This window comes from Nonlabens sp. SCSIO 43208 (assembly GCF_050703575.1).
In the GTDB taxonomy this organism is placed as follows: Bacteria; Bacteroidota; Bacteroidia; order Flavobacteriales; family Flavobacteriaceae; genus Nonlabens; species Nonlabens tegetincola.
This window is the reverse complement of record NZ_CP065365.1, coordinates 964942-990057: the sequence shown is the minus strand read 5'-3', so window position 1 is coordinate 990057 and position 25116 is coordinate 964942. Positions and strand designations below refer to the sequence as shown.

Annotated in this window: 19 protein-coding genes and 1 tRNA gene; 8 read left to right on the top strand and 12 right to left on the bottom strand. The window is 32.9% G+C overall.

Annotated elements, in window-relative coordinates; translation table 11 throughout:
* Positions 1-235: 235 nt before the first annotated feature.
* Genes I5168_RS04755 through I5168_RS04735 form a run of 5 tightly spaced genes read right to left on the bottom strand, consistent with a single transcriptional unit; the run spans position 236 to position 6836 of the window.
* A complete protein-coding gene (locus I5168_RS04755; protein WP_431472572.1) occupies positions 236-1933 on the bottom strand; it encodes a dipeptide ABC transporter ATP-binding protein in 1698 nt (565 codons plus the stop codon).
* On the bottom strand, positions 1911-2621 hold the full coding sequence (locus I5168_RS04750; RefSeq protein ID WP_431472571.1) for a 3'-5' exonuclease: 711 nt from the start codon (positions 2619-2621) through the stop codon (positions 1911-1913). Before I5168_RS04750 ends, I5168_RS04755 begins: the two co-directional genes overlap by 23 nt.
* Positions 2622-2624: 3 nt before the next feature.
* Entirely contained in the window at positions 2625-4967 is a 2343-nt protein-coding gene (locus I5168_RS04745; protein WP_431472570.1) for a transglycosylase domain-containing protein, read from the bottom strand.
* Positions 4954-5451, bottom strand: a complete 498-nt coding sequence (locus I5168_RS04740) for a gliding motility lipoprotein GldH (protein ID WP_431472569.1) — start codon at positions 5449-5451, stop codon at positions 4954-4956. Before I5168_RS04740 ends, I5168_RS04745 begins: the two co-directional genes overlap by 14 nt.
* Positions 5451-6836, bottom strand: a complete 1386-nt coding sequence (locus tag I5168_RS04735; protein ID WP_431472568.1) for a PSP1 domain-containing protein — start codon at positions 6834-6836, stop codon at positions 5451-5453. Before I5168_RS04735 ends, I5168_RS04740 begins: the two co-directional genes overlap by 1 nt.
* Positions 6837-7100: 264 nt before the next feature.
* On the opposite strand from I5168_RS04735, the gene I5168_RS04730 reads away from it, so the two are divergent.
* The 6 genes from I5168_RS04730 to I5168_RS04705 are packed head-to-tail and all read left to right on the top strand — an operon-like array spanning position 7101 to position 14029.
* The gene (locus tag I5168_RS04730; RefSeq protein WP_431472567.1) at positions 7101-9299 is read left to right on the top strand and encodes a DEAD/DEAH box helicase family protein; all 2199 of its coding nucleotides are present in this window, start codon (positions 7101-7103) and stop codon (positions 9297-9299) included.
* 1 nt (position 9300) lies between these two features.
* Positions 9301-9516, top strand: coding sequence for a hypothetical protein (locus I5168_RS04725; RefSeq protein ID WP_431472566.1), 216 nt, complete (start codon positions 9301-9303; stop codon positions 9514-9516).
* 4 nt (positions 9517-9520) lie between these two features.
* On the top strand, positions 9521-11713 hold the full coding sequence (locus I5168_RS04720; protein WP_431472565.1) for an AAA family ATPase: 2193 nt from the start codon (positions 9521-9523) through the stop codon (positions 11711-11713).
* Positions 11713-12192: a hypothetical protein gene (locus tag I5168_RS04715; protein ID WP_431472564.1), complete on the top strand. Its 480-nt coding sequence runs from the start codon at positions 11713-11715 to the stop codon at positions 12190-12192. Before I5168_RS04720 ends, I5168_RS04715 begins: the two co-directional genes overlap by 1 nt.
* A 2-nt stretch (positions 12193-12194) precedes the next feature.
* Entirely contained in the window at positions 12195-13235 is a 1041-nt protein-coding gene (locus tag I5168_RS04710; protein WP_431472563.1) for a ParB N-terminal domain-containing protein, read from the top strand.
* A gap of 5 nt (positions 13236-13240) precedes the next feature.
* Complete coding sequence (locus I5168_RS04705) at positions 13241-14029, top strand: hypothetical protein (RefSeq protein WP_431472562.1); 789 nt, start codon at positions 13241-13243, stop codon at positions 14027-14029.
* 1 nt (position 14030) lies between these two features.
* Here I5168_RS04705 and I5168_RS04700 read toward each other — a convergent pair whose 3' ends face one another.
* From I5168_RS04700 to rseP, 5 genes are all read right to left on the bottom strand, one after another.
* Positions 14031-14423, bottom strand: a complete 393-nt coding sequence (locus tag I5168_RS04700; protein ID WP_431472561.1) for a DndE family protein — start codon at positions 14421-14423, stop codon at positions 14031-14033.
* Positions 14407-16494 (bottom strand): DNA sulfur modification protein DndD, encoded by a 2088-nt coding sequence (dndD, locus tag I5168_RS04695; RefSeq protein ID WP_431472560.1) that lies wholly within the window; start codon positions 16492-16494, stop codon positions 14407-14409. The genes I5168_RS04700 and dndD overlap by 17 nt, the downstream gene beginning before the upstream one ends.
* A complete protein-coding gene (gene dndC, locus I5168_RS04690; protein WP_431472559.1) occupies positions 16491-17846 on the bottom strand; it encodes a DNA phosphorothioation system sulfurtransferase DndC in 1356 nt (451 codons plus the stop codon). The genes dndD and dndC overlap by 4 nt, the downstream gene beginning before the upstream one ends.
* A 248-nt stretch (positions 17847-18094) precedes the next feature.
* A tRNA-Asn gene (locus I5168_RS04685) sits at positions 18095-18168 on the bottom strand.
* A gap of 186 nt (positions 18169-18354) precedes the next feature.
* Complete coding sequence (rseP, locus tag I5168_RS04680; protein ID WP_042277069.1) at positions 18355-19731, bottom strand: RIP metalloprotease RseP; 1377 nt, start codon at positions 19729-19731, stop codon at positions 18355-18357.
* Between the two features lie 210 nt (positions 19732-19941).
* Here rseP and I5168_RS04675 point away from each other — a divergent pair, with 210 nt between their 5' ends.
* On the top strand, positions 19942-20634 hold the full coding sequence (locus I5168_RS04675; RefSeq protein WP_105017950.1) for an SCO family protein: 693 nt from the start codon (positions 19942-19944) through the stop codon (positions 20632-20634).
* A gap of 58 nt (positions 20635-20692) precedes the next feature.
* The gene (locus I5168_RS04670) at positions 20693-21583 is read left to right on the top strand and encodes a DUF3078 domain-containing protein (RefSeq protein ID WP_105017949.1); all 891 of its coding nucleotides are present in this window, start codon (positions 20693-20695) and stop codon (positions 21581-21583) included.
* 58 nt (positions 21584-21641) lie between these two features.
* Here I5168_RS04670 and I5168_RS04665 read toward each other — a convergent pair whose 3' ends face one another.
* On the bottom strand, positions 21642-24374 hold the full coding sequence (locus I5168_RS04665) for an AsmA-like C-terminal region-containing protein (RefSeq protein WP_431472558.1): 2733 nt from the start codon (positions 24372-24374) through the stop codon (positions 21642-21644).
* Positions 24374-25072 carry a queuosine precursor transporter gene (locus I5168_RS04660; protein ID WP_431472557.1) on the bottom strand — a complete coding sequence of 233 codons (699 nt, stop codon included), beginning with the start codon at positions 25070-25072 and terminating at the stop codon, positions 24374-24376. The genes I5168_RS04665 and I5168_RS04660 overlap by 1 nt, the downstream gene beginning before the upstream one ends.
* Between the last annotated feature and the right edge of the window lie 44 nt (positions 25073-25116).

Sequence of the window (25116 nt, the reverse complement as noted above, 5' to 3'; positions counted from 1 at the left end):
AACTTTAAACGACAATTTTACCACATTGTCTTGTTTATTAAGATTTTTTTTAGATATTAGCGGTATCAAGATTTAAAAATGGCAACTAATTATCCCCTTAAAAAACCTAACGCATTGATACGTACGTATTTATTAGCAAAAGGAGTTTTTAAACTAATTACGAAGACATTTTTTACATTTTGATAATCTTAACTAACAAACGTAATAAGCCTAGCTTTCCCTAAAGCTGGGCTTTTTATTTTGGAATAGCTTGAATCAACTTTTTAGTGTACATTTTTTGAGGATTTTTATACAGCTGTTCTGATTCTTGAATTTCTTCAATTTCTCCTTTATTCATGACAACAATACGGTCACAAAAATGCTTCACTACTGCCAGATCATGAGAAATGAATAAATAACTAAAACCAAATTCTTGCTTAAGTGTGTTCAATAGATTTAAAACCTGTGCCTGTACTGAAATATCTAAGGCGCTCACACTTTCATCACACACTATAAATTCTGGTCGTAAGGCTATGGTCCTAGCGATACCTATACGTTGACGTTGACCACCGCTAAATTCGTGTGGATATCGATAATAATGCTCTTCTTTAAGACCTACTTTGACCAGCAGTTCTTTAACCATTAATTCTCTCTCCTTATTAGAACTACCTATCTTGTACCAACTCATAGGTTCTAAAATGGCAGAACCTACAGTCAATCTAGGATTTAAACTAGCAAAAGGATCTTGAAAAATAATTTGCATTTGACGACGCATCTTTCTCAAAGATTTTTGAGATTGTCCTACAACCTGCGTTCCTTTATACAAAACACTACCCGAGGTAGCTTCTTTTAATCCTAGGATGATATTGCCTAGGGTGCTTTTACCACAACCACTCTCTCCTACCAATCCCAAACTTTCACCAGGAAAAATATTAAAGCTCACTCCATTGACAGCAGTGAAAGCGTTAGATTTATTAAACCAGCCGTTTTTTACCTCATATACTTTTTTCAAATCCTTTATTTCAATTAAAGGTTCTTGTGTATACATGGTTTTAAGTGAGTGCTCTCTTTGTACAGCATCAACAAGTTTCTTTGAATAATTATTATCTAAAAAATCAGATATTGTAGGTAAAACCTCAACACGTTCATTAAGATCAGGTCTCGCGGCTAATAATGCCTTTGTGTATCGTTCCTTTGGCTCATTAAAGATCGATTGAACTGTACCTTTCTCAACAATGTGACCTTGATACATCACCATTACCTTATCTGCAATAGATCTTACAAGAGATAGATCATGTGAAATGAATAAAACACTCATGTTAAACTCTTGCTGTATATCCTTTAGTAATTTGATAATTTCCTTTTGAACAGTAACATCAAGGGCTGTTGTAGGTTCATCGGCTATTAATAAAATGGGATTGCAAGCAACAGCCATTGCAATCATAACGCGTTGCATTTGCCCACCACTTATTTCATGAGGATACTTATAATACAAAGACTCTGGTTGTGGCAAGTAGACTTTTTGGAATAAGGAAATTACTTTATCCTTTATTTGGGCTTTAGTAAGATCAGTGTGTTGCTTTAAAATTTCAGCTACTTGTTTCCCACATGTAATAGTAGGATTAAGTGCGCTCATAGGTTCTTGAAAAATCATGCTTATTACGCTTCCGCGAAAGCGTGACCAATCACCAGAAGAGAAATGCAAAACTTCCTTATTATTAATAACCAACTGTCTAGCGGTAATTATAGAGTTCTCAACAGGCAACAAGCCCATTAAAGCTTTACTCATTACCGACTTACCACTACCCGATTCTCCAACAACTGCGACAAATTCATTAGATAATATTTCAAAAGAAACATCATGAAGAACCTGTGTAGAGTTTTTACCTGTGCTGAAGCTTACATTTAAATTTTCACAAGTGACCAGTGTATTATTTTGAGATAATTTGGTCATTCGACAAGATAGGTTGGTTACGTAATTTTAGAAATATTTGAGCTATTGCGACTACATCTTTTTCACAATAATCTGAAATACGCTTGATGTCATTTTCCTTGTAATATACATCTCGTACCTGGTCACCACTGATATCATCTTTAGGTGATGGAATACCCAAAACCCTAGTTAACAACTTAAGGCTAGTAAAATGTTTATAATCCCCAAATTTCCATAACTCCATGGTGTCAAGATGAGGTACTTCCCATGGCTTCTTTCCAAATAAGTTTAGTTTTTCTGGTAAATCCATCCCTAGGATGATCATTCTCCTAGCAATATAAGGAAAGTCAAATTCCTTTCCGTTATGAGCACATAATAGGTGCTGTCTAGAAGAAAAATGTTCTTTTAATAATTGAGAAAACTCTATTAAAATGTCGCGTTCATCACCCACAAAACTTTTGGTTCTAAATTGTGTGTCGCTTGTATAAGCAAAATACCCTACTGATATACATACAATTTTACCAAACTCTGCCCAAATGCCAGCACGCTCATAAAATTCATGCGGCGTAAAATCTTCTTTACGCTGGTATTTTGTTTTATCAGAATATAGCTCTTGATCTGCTTCATCTAGTTCTTCAAAACTTGCATATTGAGGAACCGTTTCAATATCCAGAAACAAAATATGGTGCATGTCAATTTTATTAATCATACTTTAAATTTCTAATTCATCGCTGTCATCTTCTTCATCTAGTCCTCCAGATTGTTGAGCTTTATATTCTTCACAGTCGGTTTCAATGGATAGGTTATCTGGTTTTTTGAATTTCTCTTTTGATATGTCCAGAGATTCTTCGTTATAAAGATTTTTCATGTAAAGACCCCAAATAGGTAATGCCATTGTAGCACCTTGACCGTATTTTGTAGAGTTAAAATGGACCGATCTATCCTCGCCTCCTACCCATACTCCAGTAACTAAATCAGGAACCATTCCCATAAACCAACCGTCGGAATTGTTTTGTGTTGTTCCTGTTTTACCTGCAATGTCATTCTTTAATTCATAAGGATATCCAGTGATGACATTCTTATAAATATATTGAGATTTTCTCCAGCTGTCCTTTAATCTACTACCACTACCGTAGTTTACCACACCTCGCATGAGGTCAACGGTAACATAGGCCGTTTCCTCATTCATCACATCTTTAGAATCAGGCACATATTGATAAAGGATTGTACCATTTTTATCTTCAACACTAGTAACGAGAACTGGCTTATTGTAAATTCCTCCATTAGCAAAAACGCTATAAGCTCCTGTCATTTCAAATAAATTAACATCAGGTGTACCCAAAGCAAGAGATGGAACAGCATCCATTTTATCGGTATTAATTCCTAATTGAGAAGCTCTATCGATGACAGGTTGAGGACCTACCTCGTCAATTAATCTAGCCGATATTGTATTCTTTGATTTTGCCAAAGCTTCCTTTAAGGTAAGAATATTACCGTAATCACCACCAGAATCTTTAGGAGTCCAGTCTTTCAAGTTACCCCATTTGCCTGCTGGTATCGTATACTCACCATCTGGTAATTCTTTACATGGTGAGTAGTGCAACAAGTCTACAGCAGTAGAATATAAGAAAGGTTTAAAGGTAGATCCAGCTTGTCTTTTTCCCTGTTCTACATGATCGTATTTGAAATGTTTATGGTTTATTCCTCCTACCCAGGCTTTCACGTGTCCACTTTGTGGATTCATAGACATTAATCCTGCTCTTAGATATTTTTTATAGTGAACAATACTGTCTCTAGGCGTCATTAATGTATCTACTTCACCTTTCCAAGTAAAAACAGTCATGTCTGTCTTTTTCTCAAAGCTGGCGTAAATTTCCTTTTCAGATTTACCTGCAGCTTTCATAATACGCCATCTATCAGACCTGCGCATAGCAGCTTTGATTATGTTTTCGGTTTCCTTTTTGGTTAAATCTCTAAAAGGTGCAGTTTTGTTTTTGATATTTTGTTTATCAAATTCGGCCTGCAAGTTTTTCATGTGATCTTGTAAGGCTTGTTCTGCAATTTCTTGCATTCTGTAATCGATGGTAACATTTACGCGTAGCCCATCATTGTAGATATTGTAATTCTTTCCTGTATCTGGATTCACGTGATCCTTTGCCCATTCTTTCAACCAATCTCTTAGGAATTCTCTAAAGTAGGTAGCAAGACCATCATCATGCCCTTCTGGTTTAAAATCTAGGACAATAGGTTGTTCACGCAAACTATCCTTCAATTCTTCAGTCATTTTACCATTGCGCACCATTTGAAAAAATACCTGGTTACGTCTATTAAAAGACTTCTTTTTTGATATTTCTCTTTGTGGATTATATTGTCTTGGGTTTTTAAGCATTGCAACTAGTACAGCGCTTTCCTCAACCTTGAGGTCTTTTGGCTCTTTCCCAAAGTAAATACGAGCCGCCGATCGTATACCTATGGCACCTTTAAGAAAATCAAACTGATTAAGATATTGAACTATAATTTCTTCTTTGGTGTACTGTTTTTCCAATCGAGTAGCAATAATCCACTCTCTAATTTTTTGAATTCCTCTTTCAAATTTGTTTGCTCTGGGCTCGACAGTAAAATAAAGTTTTGCCAACTGCTGGGTAATGGTACTTGCACCACCTTTACTTCCTAAATAAGCAAATGCTCTAGCTGTTCCATAGCCATCAATACCGCTGTGATCCCAAAATCGTTCGTCTTCAGTTGACACTAATGCATCAACGAGGTTTTGTGGTAATTCATCATAAGTTACAGGTGTCCTATTATTCCCTGGATTGTAAAACTTTCCCAGTGTTTTACCATCGGCAGTAATAATCTCTGTAGCCAGGTCTGTTTGAGGATTTTCTAATACCGTGTGATCAGGTAAGGCTCCAAAAATTCCCCATGCTGCTAGGAGGAATAACAGTACTACCAGCCCGATACCCGTGAAAACTAGTTTCCAAAATAATTTTACGTTTTTACTTACGGCTTCTTTATCTTGTACTTTTTGTACTTTTTGTGCTTTAGTCTTTGCCATAATTTTTAGGTTTTTCAATACTGTAACCTAGGTCTACAATACCGTTTAAATTTTGTACTGGTGTTATTTCACCTGTCTTACGCATTACGTGTCTTAAGGTTAGATGGTAGGTTCCGCTTTCGCGAAAGCGTATTCCTTCTCTTAACCATAATTTGTTTTCATATAAATCACCTCGTTCTCTACCCAAATAACGACCGTAATTATCGGTCATATCAAACTCTAGGGTATCAACAAAAGTCCTACCTTGGGGAAATTTAATTTCTGAGATTAAAAAGAGGTTACTAAAAGCGTACTCGTGGTTATTTCGCAGGTTTATAAAGAGGTCATAAGTATTTGTTGTGTCTGGTGGAGACACTTTAAAAACTGGTGCCTGATTAATATTCCATTTTGCGTTTTCCAATGAAACAGTTTGCGAAGAAACTAAATAATCATCACAGCTTATAAGAATCACAAGGAGTGTGCATATATAAATTATCTTTTTCACTAATTTGAAGAGTCTTTAGGCTTGTTGTTACTGTTACCTTTTGGACGATTGTTACGTCTTTTATTTTGAGGCTTCCCTTTAGTTCCCGTTTTTTTCTGGTTACTAGCGTTATTGTTCTGATTTGGGTTTTGGTTATTGCTGCTTTTTGCGTTTCTGTTAGTGTTAGAACGTTGTTTATTCTTGTTTCTGTTATTTTGAGTCCCTTTTTTTGCTGGTGTTTCTTTAACAGTAGCTACTGTTTCCTTTTTATTAGAGCCCGGTTTTCTTCTATTTTTACGCTTGTTACGTTTTGATTTTGGCTTGTCAAACCTAGTAAGGCTGTCCTGTCCAACTACATTTTCAAAGGAAGCTTCTTCTTCTATTATCAATTCACTTGCGTACTCCTCTATGCTAGAAACTTTATCTCCTGATTTATTTACAGCAACTATTTGGTGTACCTGATCAGTAGTCAATACATGCCAGTTCATCCATTCGCCTTCATAACAATACCACATTATACCTTTAAAAATATCTACCTTTTGACAAACGGCAGTTCCTTTATGAGTATATAGCTTTTGATTTTGTTTAGGAAATGAACTTAATGCATCTAGATAAGAATCTAACTCATAATTTAAACAGCATTTTAATTTTCCACATTGACCAGCAAGTTTTTGCGGATTGAGAGAGAGGTTTTGATAACGCGCAGCACCAGTTGTAACCGATCTAAAATCGGTAAGCCACGTGCTACAACATAATTCACGACCGCAAGAACCTATACCACCTAATCTGGCGGCTTCTTGCCTAAGTCCAATCTGGCGCATTTCTATACGTGTTTTAAACTCAGATGCATATTGCTTAATAAGCTCCCTGAAATCTACACGGTCATCGGCCGTATAATAGAAAGTAGCTTTGGAACCATCACCTTGAAACTCAATATCAGAAATTTTCATTTTAAGTTTGAGCTCGATGGCGATTTGGCGAGCTCTAACTTTCATAGGTTCTTCTCTATCGCGAGCATTTTGCCATTTCTCAACATCTCTTTCATTGGCAATGCGATAAATTTGAGGAAAAGTTTCATCTTGAAACTTTACTCGCTTCCTTTTCATTTGAACCCTAACTAGCTCTCCGGCTAGAGTTACCATTCCAATATCGTGACCATTTTGTGCTTGTGTGGCAACTAGATCACCTATCTTGAGATTTAGGTCGTTATTGTATTTAAAATATTCTTTACGACTGTTTTTAAATCGAACCTCTACATAAGGAAAACTTTCCTGTCCGTCAGGAAGCTCCATGTTAGAAAGCCAATCAAAAACGGTTAATTTATTACATCCACCTGTTCCACAGGTTCCGTGATTTTTACATCCACCCGGCACGCTACCGCCAGATCCACAACTACTACAGCTCATTCACTTATCCTTATATATTGACGCCTAGCGGTTTACTACCCTAAGCGGAATCATTATTGTTTAAGGTAAAGATAGGGAAAGTTGTGAGAACTAAAATCAAATGAAAAAGGGATTAAAACATATCTATCCGTAAGAATTATTCCAACCCAAATATCCTAATAGCTTTGTCTAGCTTAGTTTAGAAGGTTAATTAAATCTTAATTTGTGCTCTTAAGATCTAAAAATTTATGTTTTTTGAAATAACCACCAATCTTCTTAAAACTAATGTCTTTTTTTCGAAACATAGAGTTTCCTCCTACCTATAAATATAGTTCTGACTCCAAAAACATTCCATTAGAATTTTATGAAGATGCCTTCCCAATATCCAAAACAATAGACTTACTCCTTGGATATTTTAGTTCTAACGCGATAAAGGTTTTATCTCAAAGCATTGCTGAATTTGTTTTTAATGGTGGAAGAATGAGATTAGTTACTAATCATGTTTATAGTGAATCTGATTACAAAAATTTAATAGAAAACACCACTATTAATGATGAAGACAAAGTGCTTGATATATTTGGAGACCTATCTGAATTAGAAAGTAATTTAAGTCAAGAGGGAAAACACTTTTTTGATTGTTTAAAGTATTTACTCAAAAAAGAAAGATTAGTAGTTGTTCCTGTAAAATTTAATGGGTCTAATCTGGCTCACAGAAAAAAAATGCTTCTTTTTGATGGTGAGACCTATATAAGCACAGAAGGAAGTATTAATTTCACTCTACCTGCTCTTTTAAAAAATTCAGAAAGCTTTCAAGTAAATGCTCCTTGGGTTAGCAATGTTGCAAAAGCTATTATAGAAGAAGACAAAAAACAATTTGAAGCAATTATAAGTAAAGAGCATACAAGCTATAATTATATTGACAAAGAACAGATTGAAGTAATAATAAATTCTATAGGTAGAGATAAAAACATTAATGACCTATTAGATGACTCTCTTAAATTAGATAATGATATTTATGGTGAGAAAGTTAAAGCCATTGTACGTAAAAAAAAGGAAAGGTTTGAAGCAAAACTTGAAGAAATAATAAATACACCTAAATTTCCTTTTCCACAAGGTCCTAGAGATTATCAAAAAGATGCTTTTATAGCTTGGAGGAAAAATAATTATTCTGGTGTTTTTGCTATGGCTACAGGAACAGGTAAGACCATAACTTCTTTGAATTGTTTATTAAATATATATATTGACGAGGGAAACTATAGAGCTATAATTCTAGTACCTTCTATAGCTCTATTAAATCAATGGGAAGAGGAAGTGAAATCCTTCAATTTTCGTAATATTTTAAAAGTTGGTGGAGGAAATAATTGGGAAAAAGATTTTGCAAATTACTGTAGCAACTTCTCATGGGGACTAAAAGAAGACCTAGTAATAATTTCCACATATGGTAGTTTCACATTAGACAGATTTCAAAACCTTTACAAAAAAATCCAATCAGAATTTCTTCTAATTGCAGATGAAGCTCATAATATGGGAGCTAATAATATTAAGAGTAAACTATCCAATCTTAATGTTACTAGAAAAATTGGTTTATCAGCTACACCTAAAAGAATTTATGACCCTGAAGGAACTATAGCAATAGATCTTTTTTTTAATGATACTCCTCCATACACATATAACTTTAGTATGGAAAAAGCTATGGAATTTGGCTTTTTAACTGGTTATAAGTATTATCCATTAATTATTGAATTAACAGAAGAAGAATTTGAGGAATATTCTATTATTTCTAAACGCTTATTAAAATATTTTGACTTTAAGAATGGGGTTTTTAGAGATGACCCAATGGTAGAAATGCTATTATTGAGAAGAAAGAATATCATTCATAAGGCTCATAATAAAATAGACTTATTTAGCTCTATAGTTGGGGAATTAAAGAAAACTAATAAAGACAAATATGTCTTTGCTTATATCCCAGAGGGATACGCAAATAATGAAGAGGGTGAATCAACTAAAATATTAAATGAGTATTTAAAAAGAGTACACAAGGATTTCCCTGAAATAAAAATGAACTCCTATACTTCTGAAGACCAAGATTTAAATGATATATTGAAAGGGTTTGAAGATGGAAAGATAGAAATATTGTTTGCAATGAAAATGTTAGATGAAGGTGTTGATGTTCCAAGAGCTGAAGTAGGCATATTTGCAAGTAGCACAGGTAACCCTAGACAGTTTATTCAAAGAAGAGGCAGACTATTAAGAAAGCATAAAGACAAGGCTTATTCAACAATATATGACATGGTAGTGATACCAAAACTGGAATCACCTACAGATGAGTTCTTCAATATAGAAAAGAGCCTAGTTCGTAATGAATTAAATAGGGTTGCTTATTTTTCAAGTCTATCAATGAATTTTTATGATTCAAAAAACACTTTATTAAGTGTTTGTAGAAAATATAATCTAGATTTAGATACCATAATTAACGATTTATAATATGGAAAGAAATGACATTCTAAAAGAAATTCTATCAGACCCAGATTTGATGGAGAAATATGATATTAAGGAGAAGGACCTTGAGGGGCTAACTACAAATGCTCCATACAACAAGAAAATTATTGAAGTCCTATCTGTCATTATTAATGAGAATGACAATCATTTGAATAGTTCAATGATTTATAAAAAGATTAAAAAAGTACATAACATAGGATAATTTTATGGCATCAATTATAAATAGTATTTCATTCAAAAATTTCTTCAATTATTATGGAGATTATGATACTACAAGGTATGACTTTGAAGAAGGGGTCAATATTGTAGTAGCAGATAACGGTGCTGGTAAATCAAAATTTTTCAATGCCTTCTTATGGCTTTTTTATGATACTGTACTTAATTCAGATGATAAGCGAACATATCCTGTAAAAGACTTTGCTGTTAAGATTATATCTGATAGGGCTAAAAATGAAACCTTGATAGGTGATTCTGTGGAAACAGGTATTAAAATAGAATACTCTACAGGTAGATATAAGTTTCAAATAGTCAAGTCTTTTGTAGCTACCAGGATTGGTGAAAAATTATCTGACTTTGACAGTTGGCAAATAACCCTAAATGACGTTGAAGTTGATAAAACAGACCACGTATTACCAAAGTATAAGCCTATCTATGATGCTGAAGAAAAACATAGAGTAATAAATCAACTAATATTACCCACTTTGAGACAGTATTCCTTCTTTCAGGGTGAAGAGGTTGATAAGATGATAGACTTTACAAAAAAGTCTAGTATTGAAGATGCTGTAAGAACACTTACCAACATTAGTAAGTATGAAGATATTGCAAAAATTGTACAGGATATTTCAAATAAAGCCTACAATGACCTAAATAAGCAAACCAAATCTACTAGTGACCATAATGAAAGATTAGAGAGAGCAATAGAATTGAAAAAAACTCTTGAAACACAGTTAGCACAAGAAAAAGAAAAGCTGAATATTCAGAAGGAACTTTATGAAACAGCAGAACAAGAGAAAAATGACCTAGAACAAAATTTTGCTAATGCTGAAAAGAGAAAAGAACTAGATGATAAAATCTCTCAAAAAAGTAGAGTCTTACGTGGTGTAAAAGAAGATTATGATAATTTCTTAGAAGGCATTAATAGTAGATTTTTTGATGGTGGTTTCTCTTGGATTTCATTAGGTTTTGAGCAAGCTGTGGTTGATTTTAAAGATAAAATAAAAGATTTCAGGCAAAAAAGATATGAGAAAAGAGCATTATTAAATGCTACTGAAAATCCAAATGATTACTTTACTATTCTTCCATCAGATTCACCAGATGCAGTGACACTGCAACAAATGATAGAAAGTGAACATTGCCATGTGTGCAATAGACCTGCTGAAAAAGGTTCTGATGCTCATAATTATCTTTTAAAATTAAAGAATAGACCTAATGAAGCTGAATCAAATAAGGATTTTGTTAAGAATGATTTAGAAGACTTTTTTGGAAACCTACAAATTAATGCATCACCATTTCTAAATAAGTTTGAAGCTATACCTCAAAGTGTTTTAAGAACACGAGAAAAAGAACTAGAATTAAAAAAGAGATTAGATAAACTCAATTCAGAATTAAAAGCTTTAAAGGCTAGAAGAAAGGATATTCTAATTGCAGGAACAGAATCTGAAGGTGCTGATAATGCTTCAGATATTATCAACCAATACAAAGGTTCAATAAGAAGAATAGAACAAGCTTCAGGCAGGATTGAAAGATTACAAAGTAACATCAGTGAGCTTAAAACAAAAATCACCAATACAGATAAAGAGATTACTAGTTTAAGACCAAAAGATATTCCTGAAGGTTATACCATAAGCTATGAAATTAGCCAAGATTTAGTTGAAGCAACTAATAAAGCTCAAGATAGAGTATTTGACAAAATGGTAAGTCTATTAGAAAGTCATGCTAATGAACACTTTGAAAGTCTTATCAAGTATAATGATATTAAAGGTGGTGTTTTAAGCTTTGAAAAGACACCTTCTGGTGGTATTTCATTAGATTATATAGATGAGTTAGGAAATGATGTTTCTGGAGCTTCTGAAGGCTTCCAGAGAATGAAAAAGTTTGCAGTAGTTATGGCTATTATTTCTGCCAATACTTCTCAATATAATTATCCTCTATTAGCTGATGCACCATTATCTGCATTTGGAAAAGCCTTCAATAAAGGATTTTTTGAGGCTATACCAGATGTATTCCCACAGAGTATAATTCTTGTAAAAGATTTATATGACAAAGACCTAGATGGGAAACTAACAGATTTAGGGCAAAAACTACTAGAAAGTAGTACCATTAAAACCTTATATCTGAATGAAGTAGATGAGGAATTGCCACAAATAGAAAGAACCACTAAAATTGAAAGAAGAAAATAATGAATAGTCAAGAATTTAGAAATAATTTACTTCTTAAAAGACCTAGATACGCAGTAAGTAGAATCCCTGTTTTAGATGCCTTTTCTGAAAAAGGAAGCAAAAGTGCAGATTATAGCAGATTTGGACCTTACTATGAAATTTACATATATGCTATGATGCTAGGTATAAAGAAAAAACAAAGATTACCATTACCTCCTAGAGACCTCACTAAAGACTTTATTGAAATGGGTAAATGGAAAAGAGACTCTTCTCTTATAGACTTTCTTCTAATGGTAATTTTCACTCAAACTGATGACTTACAAATTGACTGGAATGAGCTTGAAGATATGGAGCAAGAAGACTTAAGCAAGGTAATCTCAAGTGTAGTAAATTTAATAGAAGAATATGCTAATGGAGGTTTGGCATACCTTGAGGAATTATGGGAGAATGGAAAACTTGATAATTCTCATTATATGTTTATAGACTTATATAATATCTAATTATGGAAAATAAAAAAATAAAACTTTCAAAAATATATTTTGACCCTGACAACTTGAGGTATGATTTTGATTTCAACTTTACAAAAGTTGATAATAATAGGATTAAAAACAAATCCCATCAACTACAAGCTCAAAAAAAACTATCTAAAGACATAAAAGGTCTAATAAAAAGTATTGTTCACAATGATTTTCTTTACAACGAAAGGATAATAACAAAAAAAATAGATGAAGATGCTTATGTAGTAATTGAAGGAAATAGAAGAATTGCTTCATTAAAGTATATAGAAGATAATTATGATGTTGCTGATTTACTACCAACAACAGCTTCAATAATAACTAAGGGTATTGATGTTTTAGTTGTAAATGAAGATGGTTTTGATGAAGATATTCTTATGGGGATGAGACATGTTACTGGTATAAAACCATGGGGAGGATTTTCTAAAGCAAAGCTCATAGTAAAGCTAAAAGATAAAAAAGCTATGGATTTTGAAGAAATATCCAATAGATTAGGAGAGAGTACTGTGCCTGATGTTAAAAAAAGATATAATGCGTATAAGCTTCTAGAAAATATGTTAGATGAAGGTTACGTAGGTGAAGACGTGACAAATTACTTTACTTTATTTTTTGAAGCTATTGGAAAACCAGCTTATAGACAGTTTCTGGGTTATAATAGTGATACTATTTCCTTCGAAAATACAGAAAACTTAGATAGATTTTACAATTGGATAATTCCACAAGAAGGAGAAGATGGTTTAATTAAGCCAGCAATAATAACTAATCCACATGATTTGCGTCAAGTAGCATTGATTTTAAAAGATGATGACGCTTTAACTATATTAGAGGACTCAGGAGATGTATTATCAGCTATAAGGAGTTCTGAATTGGTTAAGAATAAAGAAATTAAAAAGCATATTCGAAAAATAAAAAGAGCTGTAGAGGAAATAACTATTGGAGATTTAGGATATATTGATGATGAGGATTTAGAAAATCTTGAAAGTTCCAATAAACTATTAGAAAAACTACTCAAATACAAGTCTTCATAATAATTATGAAATCTTCTGAATTTGCAATTCTTTTAAGAAATGCTCAGCATAAATTACTTGAAAATGGTAAAAAGGTTTATTTTGATGATGGTAATTATTCTGAAGAACAATTCATTAATTTTTTAGAAGAAGACCTCAAGTATAGAGGTGACTATAAGTTAGAATCTATATATTCTTTTGATGAAAAAGAATTTTCGATATCATTAAATTCGAAAGTAAATGCTGACTATTTTGTTAAAAATAAAATTGAAAAAACTATTAAAAACTCTAATTATGCCTTATTTGAGGAACTTAGTATTTTATTTATGTATAAAATGTTAAGTTCTTTAATTGTTCCTGAATTTAAGGCTTCTAGAGATGAGGGTATTGATTTTTATGGTAAGTTTTTATCAAAAGATGACTCTGATTCAGGACTTTTTGATATTTCTTCTTGGTATATAGGGCAAACAAAGCATTATAAATTTGGAAGTAATATTAAAACTAATGCTATTCGTGAATTAATAGGAACACTTGAGTTAGCAAGAATGGGTAAGTGGTCAATTGAAGGAAACTATAGAAATATAAAAATTGACTACTCAGATAATGTAATCCCTGTATTTCTTACTTCATCAGCTTATTCAAAAGACTCTAAAAGATTAGCTGAGCATTATGGAGTTAAATTATTAGATTCGATAGATATGAGTTTTTGGTTAACTGTAGTTTTTAAAGGGAACAATAAAAAGATGTTAAAAGAGTTGAAAGATTTAAAAGCTAATAGCAAGCAAAAACTTTCTTCTATAGTGACAAATAACTAAATCAAACTAATAAAATACTGTTCTCTATCTTTTCTACTAAAAAATCAAACCCATCTATATTACTGTTGGAATTAATCTCTTCATTCAAAAGCTGTAAACCATCATCAATATGGAGCTTTACATATTTTCCTAAATCTTTATCAGAAATATGGATGTCATAATGTAAAGCTACCATACCTAGATAGTAGTCTAAATAATCCCCAAATAGCACTGACCTACTATATTCCTTACCACTTGAGTTTTGAATATCTTTTATCTTCAATTTTTTATCTTGTGATAAAGAATAGGTTAATGCTATTCTGGAAATTATATTTTCTGTACCCAAATTAAGCTTACGTGTTAGTTGAGCAACTACATCTCTATTCTCTTTACTTGTTCTAATATGTGTGAACATCTTTTTCTTTTTTAAACTCTTTAAACAAACTATTTACAGGTAAAGCTTTTAATGTAGAAACTCCTAACTTATTCTGAATTAAAAAAGTCTTGCTCAAGTTTGGCTTAAGCAGTTCATATTCTATTTCAGACAGCTCTTTTTCTAATAATGGGAAAAGCACCACTTGTTCAGAAATAGATGGGTAAAACTCTTGTATGATATTTTTAGAGTGAAACTTATCAAACTTCTGCAATGGACTATCAATAAATACTGGAAACCTAATACCTGATTCATCAACCAATGCTTTAAGTAGCGCAGTAGCATAAAGCTGTTGCTCTCCTTTAGACAGGGAATCCTTATCAATGACATTATTATCCTTGTCCAGTAAATCTATATCCATTACATCATCTACAATATTTACTCTTACATTAGTAATAAAGTCCTTTTTATGCATCAATTTGCTTAACCCGAGTGATACAGATTTTTGAAGTGAGTATTTCTTTTCCTCTTTAATCTTAACTATAAGATTATTTATTTTGTCTAGTAAAACTTTAGTGACCTCATACTTCTTTTTATCTGTTTCAACCAGATTGAAGTTTTTCTCATATTCAACTCTTACTTTTTTATGAGATGAGAGCTTCAGTTTTAAAGCACCTAGCTCTTCATTCAGCTTATCTCTCTCTGCAAGAAACTTGTTTATTGAAGTATCTGTTTCAATCTTTTCATCTCTAAACTGTCTAGCAAGATGGTTGTCTTTACGAGCTTCAGCCTGCTTTATTTTGTTAATGGTTCTGCTCAATAAAGCTCTATTGGTGCGCTCCTCTTTAACTATGGCATTAAATTGACTTAAGAAAGTACTTTTGATGTTATTCAAAATAGCCTCAAACTCTCTGTATCTTTCTTCTGAAAATTCTAATAACACCTTACCTGATACATCACTCTTACTAAAATTCAACTTCTCTTCAAGAGAGTTTTTAATAGTCTTTTTTACTTTAGAATCAATAGATTTTTCTAAATCTAAAGCTTGTAAACTTTTTAATATACCATTGGAAAATGCTTCTAACTCTTTTGATAAAAGCTTATCATTTAAAGCACCATATAAAACATTGCTCTCTGAGTCCAACTGCTCTTTAAGTTTGTTCAAGTGTTTACCAGCAATAACTAAAGGTGTTAAATCTAAAAGTTTCTTCAAGCTATTTTTAATTTGAATAGACTCTTGTTTTAAATCATCTCTACGAGATTTTAACTCCTTTAATTCATCTAAAGTAATTGAGTTTCCTTCTCTAATTAATTTTTCTTGAAGGCTATCACTTTTTGATTTAAGTATGGTAACTTGTTTATCAATATCAAGCTGTTTGTCTTGATTATGGCTTATAGTCTTTTCTAATTCACTTTCTTCATCTAGTAGTTGAGTTAGCTTCTCTTGCTGTAACTCTGACACTCCTCTTCTCTTAAGCTTAACAAGTAAGGACTCTAGGTTTTTCTTTAATTCTTCATACTTCTTAATCCCTAGCACTTCTGAATAAGCTTTACTCAAACTACGTAACTCACTTTTAGATTTAGCCTCTGCAAGTGATACTATTTTTTCTGCATCAAAGAAGAAAAATTTAGCTATTTCTCTAGGTAAAATAAAGTCATTTATGAATACCTCGTAACCTACAGACTTTGTAAGCTCATTTTCATCTCTATCAATTAGAATAATTACTGTTTCTTTTAAACTAGAAAAATCATATGTGCGTTTTATAGTAACTGTTTTACAGGGTATGGATGGTATAAGTAAATCTTCAAGTTCAATTTCAACAGACATCTTTTTGTTGTCCACTCCATCTCCTAAAACATCTCTATTCAAAAGTGAATTAACATATGCTTCATAACCACCAGAATTTCGAATATCTTGTTTATACTTGTCTTCTACTTGAGACATCAACTTTCCATAGAAACACCATATTAAAGAAGTTAAAAATGTAGTTTTTCCAAAACCATTTTTACCAGCAATAAGACTAATATTTTTTTCTTTCTTAGGACTTAAATCTATTTCATTGAGTCCTTTATATATTCTAAAGTTTTCTAATCTTATTTTATCAATTCTCATTGTTCAATTTCTTTCACAAAGCTTTCTATTCTATTTTCTACATCATTGTGTAAACCATATTTAGATAGCATTAGTGTTTTGGTTTCTTGTAATGCAATTAAATTATCTATTAGATGATAATAAGACATATCCTCAATACATATTTCTTTCAATATTCTTTTCTCTGTATCATCAAGAGACTTAATATTATTTGTGCTAATTTCTTTATTATAAACATCTCTGTAGGCATTCCCTACATTAAAGTCAAATATCATATCCCTATTCCAAACCACTTGAATAGCTATAAGCTCTTGGTTGGTAATAAGCACAACGTGAGGTCTTTCTTTCTGTATATTTTTTTGAATTTGAAGGAGCTCTTTTAGTAGCCTATATCTATATTCTGGAGTATAATTACCTTGATTGTGTCCATCTTCTGTTACAGCTTTTTGTCCATTTCTTCTAGTTGTCATTCTGTTTTCACTAACATTTCTTCCTGCAACCATACCATCTCTAAAACCTAGTAAAGGCTTCATCCAATGTTGTCCATTGTCTATTAACGCAGACATTGACTTATCTTTCTTTACAACAGTACAAGTCCAACAACCAAATCTACTTTGCCCACAAGAAGAATGTTCTTTATTAGTTACTACAGTAGGACATTCGTAATCATCTGCACTTGCATCTGCATAAATTTGAAAAAGTATAGAGTTATCAAATCCCCAAGGAGAAGGAATAGCATTAATTATATACCATATCTCTTCAAGCATTAACTCCTTGATAGGAGCATAAACATATGTATTAACAGTAGTATTATGTTTTGATAATCTATTACCTTTTATTTCATGCTTACGCATAGACCTTTCTCTTGTAGCACTTTCTTCATATCTAGTGCCTAATAGTACAATTGCCTCTCCTTTTTCATCTATTTGCTCTAAAAGAAAATTAGAGGTTGGTCTAATTTTTAATCTATCTGTACACCATCTGAATGTATTATTTGGAACTGGGTAACCTTTTCCTAATACATTAATCCAGAATGACTCTTCTAATTTTGGAACTGTTTTCTTGACAATAATTGGTAATCCTTGGTCTCTAGCAGCAGTTTCAATTTTTGATAAAACATCTTCTACATAACTACTAATTATAGGATTTTCAACCATTGTGTCATTACAGACTACATACACAGGTCTTCTTAACTGGTATGGATAAGGCATTTCTTCCTTTATCCTGGTTAAAGCCTCCCAAACTAACGTTAGTAGTACTGTTGAATCTTTTCCACCACTAAATCCAATTATCCATGGTCTTTCTGATTTATCAGCATAAGCATACTGGTCAATAAGCTCATCGATAATTAATTTGACTTTTCTACTTTTCATAGATATGATGATGATTATTTTAATTAATAAAACCAATAACTTATAGTTTTATTAAATTGAAAACGAGATAAGTTTTAAGTTTAAATAGATGAATTTCAGATATATCCTCAAATCCGTTTGACTGGATAAAAATAACCTTAAAAATAGAAAAACGGTACCTTGTTTAATTAATTCCATTAACAACCCTAAAATCTCTACATCATTAGGTGGTATAAAAAAATCCCGACCATTACTGATCGGGATTTAGGCTCCTCTTCTTGGGCTCGAACCAAGGACCCTCTGATTAACAGTCAGATGCTCTAACCAACTGAGCTAAAGAGGAATGTGATATACACAAACTTAAGTTTTCTTAAGCGATGGCAAATATAAAACCTTTTTTAATTGTTGCCAAAATAATTTCTAAAAAATCAAGTAAATTTTAAGCTCTATTTAATGCAATAACATGAAATTATATGAATATCAAATGATTGCATCACTAAAAAATTTACTACCATTTTAAGTCTAGGTATTATCCCGTTATCGCACGCACCACATCGTTACCATTAGCATATAATAACAAACCTAGCAGTAACAATATCCCGATAATTTGAGCGCGTTCTAGGAATTTATCTCCAGGCTTTCTTCCTGTTACAATTTCATAAAGTAAAAAGGCAACGTGACCACCATCTAATGCAGGAATAGGAAGTATATTCATGATTGCTAATATAAATGATATCAATGCCGTTGTTCCCCAAAATTGAGTCCAATTAAAGGTGTCTGGATACATCTTTGCAATTGTACCAAATCCACCCAGTTGACTTGCTCCTTTACTAGTGAATATGTATTTGAATTGAGAAACATAATCTCTCATTGTCCACCAGCCCTTGCTTATTCCTTCACTAACTGCCTCGCCAAATGAAAGTTCCTGAACTCTTGAATCAAAAATATCAGTATCTGGAAATCCTTTACGAATTCCAAGAACTTTAGGTGCTGGCACCTCAGACTCTACACCCCAAAAATTAGTTTCGGTTACTGTACCAAAACTAGTTGTACCCGATTTGGTTTCACCATCAATCTCCCAAACCACCTCGAACTCTTCATTCACCTTTGTTTTATTCAAAAGCGCATATTCATAATCTGAATCGTAATTAATTGGGTATCCCGCTATGCTTTTTATCACAGCACCTGATTTCATACCCATTTTTGCAGCAGGAGTATTATCAGCAACGGTATCTACTACAAAAGTTCTTCTAGGTAGTAAGATGGGTCTTACACCAGCTTGAAACATCTTGCTTCCCGTATCCTCTGGAATTGAAATCACCTGTTCCTTACCATCACGCAAAACTGTAACGGTTTCAACATCCCTAAACATAATATTGTGATACAAGCTAGGCGCTCTTTCTAATTCTTGATTGTCTACTAGTATAGGTAAATCACCTTGTTGAAATCCAACTTCTTCTAAGACCTTAGGATACCCAAAACCATAAGTAGCACCAGACGCAGGTTCTAATATTTTACCATTAGCGTACATCAAGCATATATAAATCACAAACCCAACGATCACATTTACAATCACACCACCTAGCATTATTATTAATCGTTGCCAGGCTGGTTTTGATCTAAATTCCCATGGTTGTGGCGGTTTTGCCATTTGTTCTTTATCCATGCTCTCATCAATCATACCAGCGATTTTTACATAACCACCTAATGGCAACCAGCCTATCCCATAAACTGTTTCTCCTATTTTTTTCTTGAATAATGAAAATTTTATATCAAAAAAAAGGTAAAACTTTTCGACACGAGTTTTGAATAATCTTGCTGGAATAAAGTGCCCTAATTCATGTAAAACGATGAGAATAGATAAACTCATCAAAAAATTGATCACAGTAACTAAAATCGGATGCATATTTTGAATTTGTTAAGGCGCAAAAATAGGACATATCAACCACAGTAGCTGTCATACAATGTGATAATTAGGATGATTTTAGAATTGAGATTTAGCACGCTTTCGCGAAAGCGTAATTACCAACCACAAATAGCACTTAAATAGTAATGTATTAGTATTCCTATGGACTAAATGTGAGGATTGGTAAGTAACTTTGCAAAAACAACTATTATGAAAGATTTTCTCGTTAAAAACAAATGGCGCATTGTCTTTTTATTTGTGTTGTGCTCACTAATTCTTGCTGCTTTTCAATATGCTCTCACTCCAGTAAAAACTCTACCGGTACTACAACCCGACGATTTTGACCCAACACTGGTGGATGACAGCAAGCTTTTCGTTAAAAAATATCATACTATCGCACCTTTTGAGCTAGTTAATCAAAACGGTGATACTATTACAGAAAAGGATTACGAAGGAAAAATCTATGTAGCAGACTTCTTTTTTACCACTTGCCCTACCATTTGTCCAGTGATGACCAAAAACATGAAGTTGGTACAAGATGAATTTAAAAACAATAAAGATGTGATGATCTTATCCCATTCTGTAACACCAGAACGAGATAGCATTCCTGTATTAAAAGAATATGCTCTCAAAAAAGGAGTGATTGATGAAAAATGGAATTTAGTTACAGGAGATCGCAAACAGATTTATGACCTAGCAAGAAAATCCTATATGGCAGTTAAACAACCTAAATATGGTGATGAATATGCCATGGTGCACACAGAGAACTTTTTACTTATTGACAAACAAGGTAGATTGCGAGGTCGCTCTTATGACGGAACAAGTATTGAGGATGTAAAACTGCTGATCGAAGACATTCATATACTTTTAAACGAATATGAACGAAAAAATGAAGTAGACTAAGTATTTTTTTCTCTCACTAGCAGATAAATGTACCTTTGCCGCATAAAAATTAAGTTTAATGAAGAAAATTTTACTTTTACTTGCGGTTCTAGGAACCTCATTTACAGCAATCGCACAAGATGACGACGCACCTAAAGAAGGATGGTCTAAAGGTGGTAACTTCCAAGCTTTATTCAACCAGAGTGCCTTTAATGCAGAATGGACTGGTGGTGGTACCTCAAACATTTCTTTAAACCTAGGTGTAAATTATGACCTTAATTATTTGAAAGGACGTACAACCTGGGATAATAAAATTATTGCAGAATACGGTATAACAAAACTGGATAATCAGGAATTTACAAGAAAAACCAACGACCGTATTGAATTAAACTCTGTTTACGGTTATAAAATTAAAGAGGAAAGCAACTGGTCTTATTCTGCTTTTTTAAACTTTTTATCTCAATGGACAACTGGATACCGATTTGGTGAGGACGTTGATGGAAATGAAACTCGTACTGAATTTACTAAATTTCTATCACCAGGTTATTTATCATTTGGTCCTGGTATCTTATACAGAAAAAGCGATGACTTACAAGTAAACATCGCTCCTGCTACAGCTAGATTTATTTTTGTTGACGATGCATTTACAAGTGTTCCTGGTTATGTAGATGGTGATTATTTTGGTGTAGATGCTGGCGATTCCTCTAGATTTGAGTTTGGCGCTTCTCTTAATGGTATCTATAACTTTACTATAGCAGAAAACATAACTATGTCTAACGTTCTTGCCCTATATTCTAATTACCTAGAAAATCCTGGTAATATTGATATCAATTACAGTGCAAACGTTAACATGAAGGTAAACGAGTGGTTAAGTGCAAACTTAATTTTCCAAGCGATCTACGATGATAATGCAGTAGGAGCTTTTCAAGTACGTGAAGTATTTGGTTTAGGATTAAACTACAAGCTATAATAATAACAACTACTATTAAAAACCTCCTTTTAGAAAGATGTTCTAAAAGGAGGTTTTTTTATTTAGCCTTGGTAGTATCAACTGGCTTTTTCTTATTACGACCAAATAGATCTTTAATTAAATTACCTGCAGTCTCTTTAACCTTGTCTTTAGTATTTTGTTTTAAGGAATCGGTAGTTGTAGAAACAGGACTTGTAGTCTGTGTGCTGTCTTTAACTTGACCTTTATCTCCTTTGATAACATCCTTAATGTTATCCAGTGGATTATTGCCTTGTAAGATATCGTTGATTGCATTATTGGCAGCTTCCTCGCCTTTATCCTTCAACTTTTGCTTTTGAATCTCAATAATTTGGTTTGTTAAATTTTTGACCGCTAGATCAAGATTTAAATCTACTGAAGGCGAGCTTATACTACCACCTAATTTTACTGGAACAGGCACGGTGATTTTATCTATTTCTTTACTTTCTAACTTTGATAATAAACTAGCTCCTTCTTTACCAAAATATTTTGCAGGAACCTCCAAGTTCAAGGTATAATCCATTGAATTGGACAAGCTGTGCTTACCACTAGCAACTACTTTAATATCTTTAATATTAAAATCAAAAGGTGCTATTTCTACCGCACCGTTATTTAGTTTAAGTTTAGTAGTTATGTCTTTTAGGTTTAAATCGTTTACATCAATAAAACCTAATTTATTATCCAGTAGATTAAGTAATTTATTTTGACTAGTATCAACGTCATCAGTTAAAAGTTGTGCAAATGCATCACCAGCTATTGTAGTCAAAACAGGAGTAAGATCATTAGACAAATCTCCTTGTATTTCAAGATCGGTGTTTAGTTTCCCCTTAAATGCATTAATTAACGGTACCAATTTTTGAAACATTTCAAATCCCTGAAACGATTGTGCGATATCGAGTTCATTCATATTTAAGGCCATCTTAAATTTAGGAGTAGTGCCTTTTGTGGAAACGGTTCCGTCTAGACCTATGGTACCATTAAAAACTTTTGTTTTTAGATCGTTTAAAAACAAAGTTTCATCTCTTACCATAGCGATTCCAGACACATCATTCAACCTTATATTATCATAAATCACGCGATTAGCATTAAAATCCAACTGAGCGTCTAGAAAATCTGGTATTTTGATTGCCTCATTATTGGTAGTAGCGACACTTTTATTTTCTGTTGTAATAGTTTCTTCTTTGGAACTAGTGGTAGCACTCATGAAATCAGAAGTATCAAATTGATCAGACGATACTTTGAAGTTTCCTTTAAGCTTTTGATCTTCAAATAAAAACCCAATTAAATTATTAATTGTTCCCGATGCGTTAAGATCTGTATTACCTGTTCTAGCATTAAAACTTTCTAATTTTACACGACTATTATTCATATTAATTACAGCAGTGCTTACATCAAAGGATTGATTAAACGCATCACCTTGATAGGTGAAATCTCTAAGTTTTGCCAGTCCTTTGGTTTGGATATTCGCATAGCGTTCATTCTCTACACTTTCCATATCAAACACCGTTGCAATGTCTAAATCTAAAATTCCATTCAATGAGGTGTTCTCAGGAAATGGTATGGCTTGTTGTAATTTTAGAAGGTCAATAATACCACGAGCCTCTAGGTCCACTTTCATATTTTCCGTAAGTCTTGTAACCAGTGCTTTGGCACTTACTGTTTCACCAGCAAGATTAAAAGTTGCGCTAGGCACACTTAAATAAGTATCCTCAACCTTACCAGTAGTATTAAGTAAGGCTGCGTTAAAATTAATATTACGAACTGTTTGTGGTAAATCTGGATATTTGAATGATGCATTTTGCGACGATACTTTTATATCCATTTTAGGAATTAATTCGTCGGTAACCTCACCGTTTATAGTCCCGTTGACAATAAAGTCTCCTGTTGTTGTTATGCCTTCTAAATTGCTACGGTACTCTTGTGGAATAAGAGCAAAAAAGTTTTTAAAATCAGAACTTGGAGTTTTAAATCTAAGATCAACGAGCGTGCTATTATCTTCTAAATCAACAAAACCATCTAATTCCAGTGGTAAGTCATTCACCTTTGCTTCATTTTCTTTAAAAGTATAACGTTGATCATCTAGGTTCATGAGAACATCGGCTACTAGTGAGACATCTTGATCATTAACATACTTTATACCATCCAACTCGTAAGTAACCTTGGCATTTGTGATGGTTTGTAAGGTAGATTCATTTAAACTAAAATCACCCGTACCTTCATGATTTAAGTCATTAAGGAGCAACACATTCTTACTCTCCTCATCGATATAAGAAAAACTTGAATTATTAATTTCATAATGGTTCAGGTCAAATACAAATCCTGTATTTTCTTGAGGTGTTTGTGTCGTTTCCGCTTTCGCGAAAGCGGAATCCCTAACAGCAATGTCCCAGTTTGCGGCACCTGTTGCATTAACCTTCAATCTAGCTATAGCATCTTCAATTGTTAATTCATGTACTTCAATAGGCTCACCTGCTTCATTGAATAAATCCATAACAGGTAACGACAATTTAATAGCGTCACTGTAAAACAATGTATCGCCTACAAAAGGTTCTTTATTGATTACCTGAAGTTTTTTTAAGTTAAGTGAGGCATCCGGAAATGCACTGAATAAGCTTAAATCAACCTCTGCAAAGTCCACCTGAGCATTAAGGCTGTTGTTGAGTTTATCCTTGATCACTTGTGCAATTTGATCTTTCAATAGAAATGGAGCTGCTATTAACAACACCACAACCGCGAGCACAAATACTCCTACTATTTTCAATATTTTTTTCATCAATCGACTTTAATTTCTTCTCCCATTTTAAGTTTGAACATACGCTGAAAAATGCCTACGCCTAAATACAACAACGGTGTGTCAAATAAGGCTACTAACATTTTAAATAATACTCCTGAGATTAAAAAGGGTATAAAATTGTCCCAGGAAATTATCTCTGTTGAACATAGCAATAATAAAACTGCCAGTGTGTCAACAAATTGTGAAAAAACCGTACTTAAATTGTTACGCAGCCATAACATGCGCCCTTTAGTAAGCCGTTTCCAAAAATGATATAATTGAATATCTACAAATTGAGCACACAAATAAGCAGTCATACTAGCAATAACTGCGATTGTAGTAGCTCCAAAAACTTTTGTAAAGACAACATCTTGAATAGGGCTGTCTTTTACGGCAGGAGCAGCATCGGCAAAGAAGATGATAATAAGACTAAAAATACTTGCAAAAATTCCTGCTAGCACCAATTCGTTAGCCTTGCGTTTACCATAAATTTCACTTACTAAATCAGTAACCAAAAAAGTAACAGGATACGGCAATAACCCAACAGATAGCTCAAAATTGAACCATCCAAATGGATTCCAATAAAAAAACTTCTGAAAAATTAAATTTGAAACGACTAGGGAGCAAATAAATAAAGCTGCTAGAACCAGATAGATACGATTTGCTCGACGTAAATCCCTACCAGTAAGTGTTTTCATATAGGTGTAAAAGTAGTTTATGGTCGAGTAAATATTCCTTAATT

Coding starts and splice junctions, on each gene's coding strand:
- I5168_RS04755 (WP_431472572.1), bottom strand. CDS start 1,933: ATGACCAAATTATCTCAAAATAATACACTGGTCACTTGTGAAAATTTA.
- I5168_RS04750 (WP_431472571.1), bottom strand. CDS start 2,621: ATGATTAATAAAATTGACATGCACCATATTTTGTTTCTGGATATTGAA.
- I5168_RS04745 (WP_431472570.1), bottom strand. CDS start 4,967: ATGGCAAAGACTAAAGCACAAAAAGTACAAAAAGTACAAGATAAAGAA.
- I5168_RS04735 (WP_431472568.1), bottom strand. CDS start 6,836: ATGAGCTGTAGTAGTTGTGGATCTGGCGGTAGCGTGCCGGGTGGATGT.
- I5168_RS04730 (WP_431472567.1), top strand. CDS start 7,101: ATGTCTTTTTTTCGAAACATAGAGTTTCCTCCTACCTATAAATATAGT.
- I5168_RS04725 (WP_431472566.1), top strand. CDS start 9,301: ATGGAAAGAAATGACATTCTAAAAGAAATTCTATCAGACCCAGATTTG.
- I5168_RS04720 (WP_431472565.1), top strand. CDS start 9,521: ATGGCATCAATTATAAATAGTATTTCATTCAAAAATTTCTTCAATTAT.
- I5168_RS04715 (WP_431472564.1), top strand. CDS start 11,713: ATGAATAGTCAAGAATTTAGAAATAATTTACTTCTTAAAAGACCTAGA.
- I5168_RS04710 (WP_431472563.1), top strand. CDS start 12,195: ATGGAAAATAAAAAAATAAAACTTTCAAAAATATATTTTGACCCTGAC.
- I5168_RS04705 (WP_431472562.1), top strand. CDS start 13,241: ATGAAATCTTCTGAATTTGCAATTCTTTTAAGAAATGCTCAGCATAAA.
- I5168_RS04700 (WP_431472561.1), bottom strand. CDS start 14,423: ATGTTCACACATATTAGAACAAGTAAAGAGAATAGAGATGTAGTTGCT.
- dndD (WP_431472560.1), bottom strand. CDS start 16,494: ATGAGAATTGATAAAATAAGATTAGAAAACTTTAGAATATATAAAGGA.
- dndC (WP_431472559.1), bottom strand. CDS start 17,846: ATGAAAAGTAGAAAAGTCAAATTAATTATCGATGAGCTTATTGACCAG.
- rseP (WP_042277069.1), bottom strand. CDS start 19,731: ATGCATCCGATTTTAGTTACTGTGATCAATTTTTTGATGAGTTTATCT.
- I5168_RS04675 (WP_105017950.1), top strand. CDS start 19,942: ATGAAAGATTTTCTCGTTAAAAACAAATGGCGCATTGTCTTTTTATTT.
- I5168_RS04670 (WP_105017949.1), top strand. CDS start 20,693: ATGAAGAAAATTTTACTTTTACTTGCGGTTCTAGGAACCTCATTTACA.
- I5168_RS04665 (WP_431472558.1), bottom strand. CDS start 24,374: ATGAAAAAAATATTGAAAATAGTAGGAGTATTTGTGCTCGCGGTTGTG.
- I5168_RS04660 (WP_431472557.1), bottom strand. CDS start 25,072: ATGAAAACACTTACTGGTAGGGATTTACGTCGAGCAAATCGTATCTAT.